The following is a 13,469-nucleotide window of genomic DNA, read 5'->3' on the forward strand; positions in this document are numbered from 1 at the left end:
TCCTCCCCTGTGCTCGAGGAACCGAGAACCGCGCACCGCGCCCCTCGTTGGGCCCGGCGCACGGCGGCGTTCATGGCCGCTGTTTTTTGGCTGACTCAACTGCAACTGGTCATGGTTGGCACCGCGCAGGCCCAGCCGCAGCCGCCGGCCGGGGCCATCGCAGGCCCATTCGGCGGGCCCATTGCCGACCCGCGCGCGCCGATGGCCTTCCAGCCGGGCATCCAGTCGCTGCCGGGTGGTGGTGCCCTGGTCAACATCACGGCGCCCAATGCGGCCGGAACCTCGCTCAACCAGTACGAGCGCTTCGATGTGCCCACGTCCGGAGTCGTTCTCAACAACAGCCTCATCGGTGGCACCCCGCTGCTGGGCGGCAATGCTGCTGCCAATCCAAACCTGTCCGGTGGACGCGCGGCCAACACCATCGTCAACGAGGTCACCGTCACCGGAACACCCGGCCAGATGCGGGGCACGGTGGAAGTCTTCGGCGCGCCCGCCACCGTCATCATCGCCAACCCCAACGGCATTACCTGCGATGGTTGTGGCGTGGTCAATACGCCCAGGCTTACCCTGAGCACGGGCCGGCCCACCTGGCTGGATGCCAGCGGCCAGGGCAGCACGTTCCAGGATGCCAGGAAACAGGGCTTCGACGTCACCGGTGGCCGCATCGAAGTGCGCGGCTCGGGCATCGAAGGCACCGTGGGCCAGCTCGACCTGATCGGCGAGATGCTGAGCATCGACGCTCCCCTGCGCGCCCACTACCTGAACCAGGACATCTCCAGCATCAACCTGACGGCTGGCAAGACGCCCGCCATGCCGGGCTCCGCGCGTGCCGCTTCCGAATCCCCGCAGTCCCCGCAGACCCCGGCTCCAGCGCAGTCGGGCCGGGCCCTGGCCATCGATGCCACGGCCCTCGGTGCCATGACCGCAGGCCAGATCCGTGTCATCTCCACCGATGCCGGCATGGGCGTCAACCTGCAGGGCCCGCTTCTGGCCTACCAGCGCGACGTGGAGATCCAGAGCGCCGGCCGCGTCAGCACGGGTTCCCTGGCATCGGCACGGGACATCCGCATCGACAGCGATGGCTATGTCAGCGTTGCTGGAGAAGTCTCTGCGGGCAAGCAACTGCAGGTCAGCGGCCGGGACGGCATGCAGTTCAACGGACCCGTTCAGGCGCAGGGCGACATCCGGCTGCAAAGCGCGCAGGGCGGCATCGCCGTGAGCGGCGATCTCGTGACCGCCGGCAGCCTGCAGGCGCGTGCGGGTGGCGACCTGCAGATGGGTTCTGGCGCAAGCACCGTGCAGGTTGCGGGCGCCACCACACTGGGTGGCAAAAACGTCCACCAGACCGGCAAGCTGCTGGTGGGTGGCGACCTGGCCATCGACGCGGGCGAAGGTGCGTCCCTGGGCGGCGTCACCGCAGTCGCGGGCAGCCTGGACATGCGGGCCGGCCAAGGTGCGTTGCTGTCGGGGCAGTTGCAGGTCAACCGCAGCGCCAAGGTTTCGGCCGACACCATCGACGTCACGGGACGCAGCGTCGTTGGCGAGAACTTCCAGCTCGACGGTGTTCGATCGGTTGACCTCATCGGCAGTGCCCAGGTGGGCCAGTCGCTGAGCATGAAGGCGGGCACCGTGGGCATCAACGGTGACATCTCGGCCGGCGAAACCAATGTGGACGCCAGCCGGGTCGATCTCGGCAGCATGGAAAAAGGCCTGTCCATCGGCGGCGACCTGAACCTGCGCGTCGGCGACTCCCTGCATGCGCGTGGCGATGTCAGTGTCACGGGTAGCGCGAATCTTTCCAGCGGGGGCGACGCCCGGTTCGACGGTGCCATCACTGCCGGGCGCGACCTGGGCCTGAGCGCAGGTGGCGACCTGACCATGGCCGGCCCGGTCACATCGGGCGGCAAGGCCAGCTTCAATGCCGCAGGCAATCTCACGGCGCACGGCGACATCCTTGCGGGCGGCGGCATCACGGGCAAGGCGGGCGGGGACATCCGCCTGGGCGGGCAGGTGGGCTCGGCCGGTTCCCAGCAATGGAGTGCGGGCGGCGACTTCTCCGCCGACAAGGGCATGGAGGCTGCGGGCCTGTCCGTCGAGGGCCGCAATATCCGCATTGCCGGTGATGTGCTGTCGCAAGGCGCCGTCAACATGAAGGCAGGCCAGAAGCTCCAGCTGGGAGGCGACTTGCGCTCGGCAGGCAGCACCACCCTGAGCGCCGGCGCCGAAGGCATCACCGCCAAGTCCATCCTCACCAACGAAGACCTCGACATCCGCAGCCAGGGCAACATCTCCCTGGAGCAGGCGCAGGCCGCGCGCGATGTGCGCCTGGAATCCTCGACGGGCAGCATTGCAACGGGCAACCTGCTGGCCGGGCGCGATGCCGGCGTGACTGCGGCGGGCAATGTACTCGTCGATGGAACACTGCATGCCGGGCGCGATGCGCGCATTGCCGCCAAGGGTGATACCACCGTGCGCGGCGATGCCTTCGCCGGGCGCGACGTGGCGCTGTCAGGCAGCTCCATCAGCCTCGACAAGGGCCTGCAGGCCGGTGGAGGCATGCAACTGGAGGCCGGGGATGGCGGCATCGCCAGCCGGGGCCAGCTGGTTGCCAACCGGGGCATCACCGCCCTGTCCGCAGGCCAGATCGACGTCCAGGGGCCGGTGCTTTCCGGCGAGAACCTGCAACTGCGCGCAGGCCGTGACATCACGGTGGCGGGCGACATCGCGGCCATGGGCACCATGGACATCCGGTCGGCACAGGCCCTCAAGGCCGAACGCCTGCAGGCCGGTGCCGATCTTGACGTTGCGGCTGCATCCGTCCACACCCGCAGCGTGCTGGCGCAGGGCCAGGCCACGCTGCGCGCCGACGATGCCCTGCGCATCCAGGGCGACCTGATGGGCGCCGGCATCGACGCCGCGGCGCGCACGGGCGCCATCACCATCAGCGGCACGATCGCCACGCCGGGGGCGCTGAGCCTCAAGGCCGGCACCGATGCCGAGGCCGGCAAGGTGGTGGCCGGCACGGCCGATGGCCAGGCTGCAGTGATCGACGCGGGCGGCAACATCCGCCTGCAAAGCCTGGAGACCGGCGGCGCCTACCAGGCCCGCGCGGGAGGCAGCCACGAGGTGGCAGGCGCGGCCACCGTCCAGGGACCGGCCGACATCGCCGCTGGCGCGGACATCACCGTGGGTGCAGATGCAGCCTTCGGCCAGGGCCTGGCCGCGAATGCCGGCGGACGCATTGCCGTGGCCGGCGACACCCTGGTGCTGGGCGATGCACGCCTGCAAAGCGGTGCGGGCCAAAGCTACGGCGAGACTTCGGGCGGCAAGGCGGGCGGGCAGATGCGCGTCACCGGCAGGCTCGATGCCAGCGCCGGCCAGGGCTTCGCCGTGGGCAAGGAGCTGCGCGTCAACGACGGCATGGACATCGAGGCCAAGGCCGGTGCCATCGACGTGGGCGGCGGCCTCGCTACGCTGGGCGATGCGCGCCTGCAGGGCTCGGACGGCGTGCGCGTGGGCGGCGACCTGCAACTGCGCAAGGGTGAGCTTGCCAGCTCCGGCGGCGCCATCGCCATCGCAGGCAAGGTCTCTGCCGAACAGGACCTGGGACTGAAGTCCCGGGGTGACATTGCCATTGGCGGTGCCACCGTCGCGCAAGGCCGGCTCACCGCCCGCAGCGAGGCTGGCAGCATCGGCTTTGGCGGCAACCTCGACGTGGCCGGCGACTTCGACGCCCATGCGGCGCAGAACCTGGGCTTTGAAGGCAACAGCCTCTTCCTGGGCGAGGCCCGGCTCAAGGCAGACAACGGTGCCATCCGCAACCGGGGCGACATGACCTTCGCCAAGGCGGTGGACATCGACACCGGCGGCGATCTCTCCAACGAAGGCCTGATCCAGTCGCAGCAGGACATCTCCATCCGTGCGCGCAACATCGACAGCAACCTGGCCCGCGCTGGCGGCATCGTCACACCGGGCCAACTCACCGTCCAGGCCGGGGGCGCCACGCGCCTGGGCAGCCAGGGCAAATTCAGCGCCGGGCAGGACATGGCGCTGCAGGCGGCAGGCGGCACCAGCAGCCAGGGCACCATCCAGGCGGGCGGCAACCTCACGCACGGCGGCACTCTGTCGAGCAGCGGCAGCGTCGTGGCCGACGACATCACCATCGACGGCGCGCTGGGCAACCAGGGCGGCAGCGTCTATGCCCAGGGCAGCTTGGGCGTCTCGGGCAGCACCAGCAACAGCGGCAACATTGCCGCCAGCACCATCACCATGGCCGCCTTGGACAACAGCGGCCAGATCGGTGCGCAGGGCATCTCCCTGGGCGCCACCGGCAACTCGGGCAGCATCTCCGGCTCCAGCGTGGGCATAGATGGCAGCCTGAGCAACAGCGGCAGCATAGGCGCCAGCGGCTCGCTCGGCGTCTATGGCGGCTCCATCTCCAACAGCGGCTCCCTGGCGGGCGGCGACGTCACCCTCAGCGGCAGCAGCATAGGCAACGATGGGCAGATCCAGTCCTCGGGCTCCCTGAGCATCTCGGGCGGCAGCTTCGACAACGGGCTGACCGAATCGCGCAGCTGCGTCTCGGCCAGCGGCTGCGGCGCGGGCTCAGCCCCCGAAGACTGGCGCTACAGCCAGGACCCGGGCACCGTGCATGCGGGCGGCGCGCTCACCGTCAACGTCGGCAGCATGACCAACAAGGGCGTGGTCAGCGCAGGCAGCAGCGTCAATATCCAGGGCAGCCTCAACAACACGCGCAGCGTCAACGACCCCTACACTTCCGCAGGCGCCAGTGGTGGCGCCAGCACCGGCATCATCTCGGCCGGTGGCGACCTCACCATCTCGGGCCCCTCCGTGCAGAACGCGGGCGGGCAGATGCAGGCAGGCGGCGCCGTCAACATCACATCGGCCGGTGCCTTCAGCAATGGCGCCCCTGCCGAAGGGGTGACCGGCCAGATCCAGGGCAGCAGCGTCACCATCAACGCCGCCAGCATCGACAACCAGGGCACGCTGCTGGCCAAGAGCGGCGATGCGAAGCTCACCGCCAGCTCCGGCGGCATTGCCAACACCGGCACGGCGGCCGCCAGCGGCGGCCTGCAACTGCAGGCCAGCGGCGCGGTCAGCAACGGCGACGGTGCCAACCTGCTGGGCCAGGACATCCGCATCAAGGGCTCGGGTTTCAGCAACCAGGGCACGGTCTATGGCCAGGGCGGCGCGCCCGGCGAGATCGACATCAACACCACGGGCGGCTTCAGCAACAGCGGCGGCACCCTCGTCGCGGGCGGCAAGCTCAACATCCAGTCCGGCGGCTACAGCAACAGCGGCGGCACCGTGGGCAGCCTGGGCGACGTCACCCTCACCATGGCCGGCGCCTATGGAGCCACCGGCAACGAACTGCTGGCCCTGGGCCACCTTCAGCTCAACGTGGGCGGCATCAACGTGGGCGCCTCGGAAAGCTGGTCCTATGGCGGCAACTCCGTGGCCTGGACCGGCACCCTGCACAACCAGGGCAGCGTCGCCATCGCCGGCAGCGCCAAAGGCAGCATCCACAACGAAGCCACGGGCACCCGCAGCGGCAGTGGCGAGCCCGACGTGCGCGATGGCACCTACGAGGTGCCCGAATACCCGGCCGCGCTGGCCGAGCTCAAGGAAGTGCGCGTCGTCGGCTACACCGACGTGGCGCAGCGTGCGCAGCTGTACATCGGCGGCGGCTTCGACGGCTCCCTGGTCAATGAGGCCTCGGACGCCAGCGTGGGTGGCGGCAGCATCGAGCAGCGCAAGAAGAACCAGACCATCACCTGGGAGGGCAAGAACGCCGACGGGGACATCGTCACCGTCGAAGGCCTGGCCCGCAGCGTGCCGCGCCTGAACACCGGCAGCGGCAGCTCCACCATCACTCTGGTCGGGCCCGATACCGGCACCATCGTCGGCGATGCCATCACCATCAATGGCGGCACCATCACCGTACGGCCCGGCATTGATCCCGCCACGGGCCTGCCCCTGGTCGTGGAAGCCCGCAACCGCGAGGTCAAGCCCGGCGACGTGGCCAAGGGCCCCGACGGCCAGGCCGTCAAGGGCGACGTCAAGACCGGCGATGCCGGCAAGGCCGACGCGCCCAGGGAATTCAAGGTCCTGGGCGGCGACCCCGGCACCATAGGCGCCGGCGACACCAAGGGCCAGGGCAGCGACATCAAGGGCCCGGGCGACGAAGGCCTGCCGCCCCGGACCTCCAGGCCGCTGGACCTCTCGCGCCCTGAACTGGCCACGCCCGAAGGCGGCGTGGCCGCCCTGCTGGGCGGCGGCAAGAGCGTGGCCTGGCCCGACTGGAAGCAGATGCAGATCGTGCCGGGCGGCATCAGCGCCAATGATCTGGAACTCAATCTCAACGGCCAGTTCATCAACCGGGGCCAGCTCGAAGTCACCAACAACCTGGCCATACGCGCCGCCGAAGGCATAGACAACTTCGGCGCCAGCATTCGCGCGGGCGGCTACACCAGCCTCAGCGGCGGCAGCCTCGACAACCGGGACGGCAAGATAGAGACCGGCACCCTGCTGACCTCCCTCAAGGGCGACATCGACAACAGCCGCGGCAGCATCGTCGCGCATGACGGCGGCTACCTGCAGGCCAGCGGCAACATCACCGCCACCGATGGCCGCTTCGTCAGCGACGCGGGCAAGATCGTGCTGGACGCGGGCGGCAACATCGACCTGGTCGCCAGCAAGGTCGAAGGCAAGAAGGGCACGGGCCTGTATGCCGACGGCGACATCCGCCTGGGCGCCACCGCCAAGGCCGAAAGCACGCACAAGAAAGAGGACCAGATCCTCGTCACCCAGCACTACGACGCGGACAACAACCTCACCGATCCCGAGATCCGTATCAAGATCGGCGAAACCCAGCGGCGCACCGACACCCTGACCCACACCGGCACCACCATCGATGGCGGCGAAGGCGGCGTCACGCTGCGGGCCAAGGGCGACGTGGTGGCCCTGGGCTCGCGCATCAAGGCCGGTGAGGACGTTCTGGTGCAAGGCGCCAGCGTGCGCGTCGAAGCCCTGGTGGACAAGTCCAGCAGCCTGGAGGAAGAGCACCGCAAGAACTACGACCATGCGCTGTTCCAGCGCAGCGAATCCCTGTCGGGCGGAGAAATCGAGGCGGGCCGCAACCTCAGCATGGTGGCGAACGGCAAAGCGCAAGACGGCCAGGGCGACATCACCCTCAAGGGCGCCACCGTCACCGCCAAGGGCGACGCCAGCCTCATCGCCAGCCGCGACGTCAGCCTGCAGGACATGCAGACAGAGCACGGCCGCTTCGAGGAAACCTACACCAAGAAAAAAAGCACCTTCAAAAAGAAAAGCACCCACACCATCGAAGAAGGCGCCAGCAGCCTCAGCGAAGGCAGCGTGCTCAGTGCCAACAACATCTACCTGCAGGCCGGGCGCGACATCAGTGTGACCGGCTCGCACGTGGTGGGCCAGGGCGACGTGGGCCTGGTGGCCGGGCGCGACGTGCAACTGCTGGCGGGCCAGGACAGCGCCGCCGCCACCAGCCACAGCCAGACCAAGAAATCGGGCCTGTTCAGCGGCGGCGGCTTCGGCATCACGCTGGGTTCCAAGTCCGTCACCATCGACCGCAGCAACGAAAGCGTGCGCGCGGCCGGCTCCAGCGTGCAGGCGCAGGGCGGCAACGCCTCCATCGTGGCCGGCAACCAGTACCGCCAGACGGGCTCGGCCGTGCTGGCGCAGGGTGATGTGAACATCGTCGGCAAGAGCGTTGAGATCAACGAGGCGCGCGAGCTCGAGCGCGACAAGTTCGAGATGCGGGCCAAACAGAGCGGGCTGAGCGTCAGCATCAGCAACCCCGTGGTCAATGTCGTGCAAGGCGGCGAGACGGTCGCCCGCATTGCCGGGGCGACCGGCAAGACCAGCGATGCCCGGATGCAGGCACTGGGTGCGGCCGCTGCCGGCATGGCGGCCTATGAAACCTATGGCAAGGCCAGCCAGCTCATCGCAGACCCCAGCAGTGCCACCAGCGTAGGCATCAGCCTCAGCCTGGGCAAAAGCTCCAGCCGCAGCACCAGCGAATACCAGGTCAACAGCGCCGTAGGCTCCCTGGTCAAGGCCGACGGCAACGTCAGCATCACGGCCACCCAGGGTGACGTCCACGTGCGCGGCAGCAGCGTGGAAGCCGCCAAGGACGTACGCCTGGCTGCGGACAAGGGCAACATCGTCCTGGAAGCGGCAGAAAACCGCTTTGCCGAGCAAAACAGCCAAAGCAGCAGCTCGGCCAGCGTGGGCGTGGCCTTCACCCTGGGCAGCAAGAACGGCTTCAGCGTCAATGTGGGGCTCAGCAAGGGCAAGGGCAGCGGCAGCGGTGAAAGCCTCAGCCACACCAACACCCACATCAAGGCAGGCGGCACGGCCAGCGTGCAAAGCGGCGGCGACACCACGCTCAAGGGCGCCACCATCGTGGCCGACACGGTAAAGGCCGACATAGGCGGCAACCTCGCCATCGAAAGCCTGCAGGACAAGAGCACCTACAACGAGAAAAGCAGCAGCGCAGGCCTCAACGTCAGCCTGTGCGTGCCTCCCCTGTGCTACGGCCCCTCCAGCGTGGGCGGCAGCGCCGGGCGCACGCGCATCGACAGCGACTACCAGAGCGTGGTCGAGCAAAGCGGCATCCGCGCTGGCGACGGTGGCTTTGACGTCAAGGTCAAGGGCGACACCACGCTCAAGGGCGGCGCCATCACCAGCACCCAGGTGGCGATGGACGACGGCAAGAACCGCTTTGAAACGGGCGGCAAGCTGACCACCAGCGACATTGAAAACCACGCGGCCTACGACGCCAGCGGCTGGAGCGCAGGCGGCAGCGTGGGCTTCCAGGCAGGTGACCAGAGCACAGCCAAGACGGAAGAACAAAAAAAGGCCGCACTCGACACAGGTAAAGGCCTGACGGGCGGCAGTGCCGGCGTGGGCAGCGACAGCGGCAATGCCAGCAGCACCACCAAGGCAGGCATCAGCGGCGTGGCGGGTGACAGCGGTGCGCGCACGGGGGACAAGGAGACAGGCCTCAAGCCCATCTTCGACAAGGACAAGGTGCGCGAGAACGTCAATGCGCAGATCGAGATCACGCGGGAGTTTGGCAAGCAAGGCAGCGCAGCATGGGGCAACTACGCCACCAGGCAATATGCCGAAGCACTGAAGAACCAGGATGCTGAAGCGGCAGAGTGCTGGGGACCCAGCGGCGCATGCCGTGCCGTCGGCCATGCGCTGATTGGCGGCGCGACAGGCGGCGTGGGCGGTGCGGCCGCTGGCGGGTTTACCTCACTGACGGCGCCGCAGGCACAGGCCCTGCTGCGGGGAGCTGGCTTGCCGGAGCCCGTGGTGGATGCCTTGGTGCAAGGCTATGGCGCAGGTGTAGGCGCTGTGACTGGAGGTAGTGCGGGCGCTGCCGTCGGTGTCAACGAGACGGCAAATAACACGCTTCTTTTCAGGCAATACGTCCTTCAGAAGGAAGGCCCCTTGGTTTTGGCTGGTTGCTTTGCAATGGAGACCTGCGCTAGAAATGTTGGCCCCAGTCTGCTTGAAATGATCGGTGACAGAGTTGATCTGATCAATGCCTGCAAAATGACTCCTGCTTGTTGGGCTGCTGCGTCGCTCATGGGGATTGAGGGGTTTGTACCCGTAGTTCCTGGCAAGCCCGTCACGCTGCCTCCTGGGCCGAACCACACTGGAGGGGATCAGACGAGGAATCCAAATCCTGATGGCAGCACTACGAATACACCTGACGATGGGGGTAAAGTTGAAAAAGGGATTGGCGGAAAGCCGGTTGGTCAAAATCCACCACTTGGAGGTTCTCCGGGTTCTTTAATTCCAGAAAATCAAGGAAATCCCCTGGTATTTAATGCGCCGGGACATCCTGTTAAAAATCCCGCTGAAGATCCAACTGTTGGTTCATCCAAAGGGGTTGATCAAAAGAATATTGAGAAGATTAATGATGTTCTAGCCGGAGGGGTAGATGTTTCTATACCTGGTAGAGGAACGTCTGGGACAAGGAACGTGGTTTCCTATCCCGGATCATCTTTGGAAAGTGATTTTGACTATCTTTCGCATGGCGGTGAAATAAAAGATATGGGTACAAAATACGGGAATGGAAAAATTGCTATTTTGCCTGATGGCACAAAAGTAATATCTAGACCAGGAAGCCGCTCAATGGAGGGAAGTACAATTGAAATTCAGCGACCAGATGGAAAGTCGGTGGTAAAAATCAGGTATCCTGAAAAATGAAATCGTATTATTTTTGACTTCTGTGAAGGTATCTTATGTCTGATGCTGAGGTTAAGAGAGTCCCTTGGATAATAGGCGAGGAAAGAGAGTTTTATTGCCTGTATGATTCCAATAAAATAAATGATATCATCAATTTTAGAGATATGATTGATAATCATTTCGGTACAATGATATCTGCGGATTATGTGGATTTGAAAAACTGGAGTGTTGGAATAATATCGTGCAATGATGAGGATATAGAAAATTATCTTTTCGATAAGACTTTCAATATTTTGGAAAATAATTTTAAAGAGTATGCATATGCTTTGCCATCAAAATCATTTTCGAAAAAACATCGCAATGTAATTCCTGAGATTGAAATGTTTTCTCCGGCTTTAATAGCTAATTTTTATTTAAGTGTCGAGAATGTTAAAATAATTCGGAGAGGTATGATTCCTTTGTATGATGGTGCATATTTTATTTTTCCTGAATCAGAGAAATTTTGTTATCTAAATGTGTGCGATGAATACCATATGATCGCAGGAGAGAAGGAGTTGTTAATCGACTCTTTTGGATCTGATATAAAAGGTTTGTGGAAGAGGGCTATTGATATTAGTGGAGTCGGCAGTAGCTCTGAAGCAGATATTGTTCGTGCGGCTCGGTCATATGGATATATATAGGATATTTACTGAATTGATAAGAACAAGATACTGACAACGTTGAAGCGGGCATCAAGGTAACTTCGAAGCTTGCTGGAGCTCGTGGTGGATGCTTTTGTGCAAGGCTATGCGTTGGGTGCTGGCGCCAGCATTGGCGGTGCACCCGGTGCAGCTACTGGCGCGAATGGAGCGTCAAACAACGCGGTGGCACCCTTTGCCATAATGTGTTGCTGAAGGGAGGCTCACTGGCCTTGATCGGATGCTACGCGATACCTGCATGCGCGAAGAATTTTGCACCGCAGATGGCGCAGTATCTGTCCAGTCTGACCAAAGAGCAGATTGCCAGTGCCGTTGGCCAGTCGTGGATGCGCGGATGTGGGCTGATCCCCATGTGTACGCTGTCGCTTATTGCGCAAGGTGTGGATCCTCGACTATTGAGGGGTGCAAGGTAAGCCGGAAACGCCTGCTCCAGGGCCGAATCACACTGGTGGGGATCAGACTGGAAATCCGAATCCTGGTGGCGGCACTACTACGACACCTAATGATAGTCCGAAGGGTGGGTTGGGTCCTAATGGCAAACCGATAGCAGACCCTTCAGACACTACAACTGTTACCCCGATCCCAGAACCGCAAGGGCCGCAGCTTGTTCTCAGCGAGAACAAAAATGGGGGTGGCGTCAGTGCTTTGCCCGGGGCTGCGCCTGGAGTTAACGAGATAAAAGAGGCTGATGCACTTGCGGATAACGATTTTAATGTGGTTCATCAGCCGACTAATTCATCGCAAATCAGCCAGGACGGAAAGCTGATTATTATGTGGAAGGAATCGGGCAAGTTGACGAGTACAGTCCGGATCCATCTACGGAGCTGCCTAATATGGCACGTGCCATAGAGAAGAAGAACAAGCAGGGAAATGGGGTGATGGTGCAGAAGGATTTGACTGATTATGAAATAGAAATCTTGAGTAACATGGTTTTGGATAAAACCTAATGCAGAAAATATTGATACATTGATATTTAGTTCAAATGGTAAGCTAAAGGTGCTTAAAAGGCAGAAATAAATTATGCCTAAATATAGATGCTTGTGTGGGTATGTATTTCATCTTTCTACTGGGAGAGAGAGTTATGATTTGATGTTGATTAAGAATGCAAATGTAGAGGATATTGGCAACGCTATTGTTAAAAATAAGGGGATTGATGTGGATTCATTTTTCGAAAAAATTGATCTAGATTCAAGAACTGTTTATTGGTGTCCAAGTTGTAGAAGACTACACGTATCAACACCTGATTTGTCTAGCAATAATTTTGAGATATATAAGAGGGAGGTATGAATTTCATCTGAAAGTGAAGTTGCGAAAATTCCCAGTATTAGAACTATCGTTTTAAGGACTTACACAAACAGGATGCGACAACGTGCTGCGCCCTATGGCAAGCCGCGCATTTTGTTCCTTCTTACGTAAGTCGTAGTTTTATATCAATAGAAATAAGCCTGCACAGTTTAAATTTCCTAGGAAATAGAATGAAGTATGAATTGTTGTTGGGTTATCAGCGAAATCTTATTGCTGCCTCATTAGATGATATATCAGGCGTCAGTATTCTCTCTGGATGGTGTGGTGGTCAGTATGGGGCTAATCAGGATAAGTGGAGAAACGCCGTTTCAAGGTTTGTCTTTAGAAATTATTCATCAGGATTGATTGGTTGTGTAAATACGGATATTTATAAGATCAAAGACATTGTGAAGTTTTCAAGAAAATATGAAACTTTAGAGGTCGATGGAAATGAGGAATCTCTTGTATTGTGGAATGGAGTTATATATTCAAGTACCAAAAAGCTTGATGAATTAATTGAGGGATATGGCCTTGGTGATTGGAGGTATCTTGATTTTGATGTGAATCATGATTTTATGAGCGAAATAATATCTATATATAAGGATTTTGGTTCTGATGTGAGCGATATTTCATTATGCTAAGGATGATCTGTAAAATTCATTCCTGCATTCAATCGATCGCAACTTGTTGATCTGATCTGGTTGAATTTTCAGAAAGCGAGGTTTTGCAGAGAATCCCTAGGCACGTATTAAATTAAGGTTCAGATAAAGAATCATTAAGAGCGGCTGTTGGAAATGATTTATGGAAAAAAGAGTTTCATATTCGATGATGAAATCATGGGCATTTGAATGCTATTACGAGGGGTGCAGGGATCATGCGATAAAGAAAGGTTGGGGACATGATGAGGTTATGGGATATGTAATATATAACTTTCAAGACTCTTTTACCTTGCCTATGGAAGTTTTTATGTGGAAAATCGTGATTATTATATTATATGGGGGATGGAATAAAGAATTTCATATGCGAAATATTGAGTCGTTGGCGAGATTTATGGATGAAAATCCTATCGATGAAATTCTTAAGGATGTACCTGAAGATGAATTTATGAATTTTATGCATGATTTGAAGATATTAAATATTGAAAATATTCAACCCTGAAGTGTAATTTATGCGATCGCGTAATCTCGGTGTATGCATCATGAATAATTTGATAAATAAAGATTTTGA

Annotated in this window: 4 protein-coding genes; all 4 read left to right on the top strand. The window is 60.4% G+C overall.

What is annotated here, in order from left to right:
* The first annotated feature begins 72 nt into the window (after positions 1-72).
* The 4 genes from BW39_RS19725 (at position 73) to BW39_RS31210 (ending at position 13,400) form a co-directional block, all read left to right on the top strand.
* Positions 73-10,281, top strand: coding sequence for a hemagglutinin repeat-containing protein (locus BW39_RS19725; protein WP_161787005.1), 10,209 nt, complete (start codon positions 73-75; stop codon positions 10,279-10,281).
* A gap of 35 nt (positions 10,282-10,316) precedes the next feature.
* Positions 10,317-10,940: a hypothetical protein gene (locus tag BW39_RS31200; RefSeq protein WP_152547278.1), complete on the top strand. Its 624-nt coding sequence runs from the start codon at positions 10,317-10,319 to the stop codon at positions 10,938-10,940.
* A 1,493-nt stretch (positions 10,941-12,433) separates the two neighbouring features.
* Positions 12,434-12,883: a hypothetical protein gene (locus BW39_RS31205; protein WP_152547279.1), complete on the top strand. Its 450-nt coding sequence runs from the start codon at positions 12,434-12,436 to the stop codon at positions 12,881-12,883.
* A 160-nt stretch (positions 12,884-13,043) separates the two neighbouring features.
* Positions 13,044-13,400 carry a hypothetical protein gene (locus BW39_RS31210; RefSeq protein WP_152547280.1) on the top strand — a complete coding sequence of 119 codons (357 nt, stop codon included), beginning with the start codon at positions 13,044-13,046 and terminating at the stop codon, positions 13,398-13,400.
* The last annotated feature ends 69 nt before the right edge of the window (positions 13,401-13,469 follow it).

This window comes from Delftia sp. RIT313 (assembly GCF_000632165.1).
In the GTDB taxonomy this organism is placed as follows: Bacteria; Pseudomonadota; Gammaproteobacteria; order Burkholderiales; family Burkholderiaceae_C; genus Comamonas; species Comamonas acidovorans.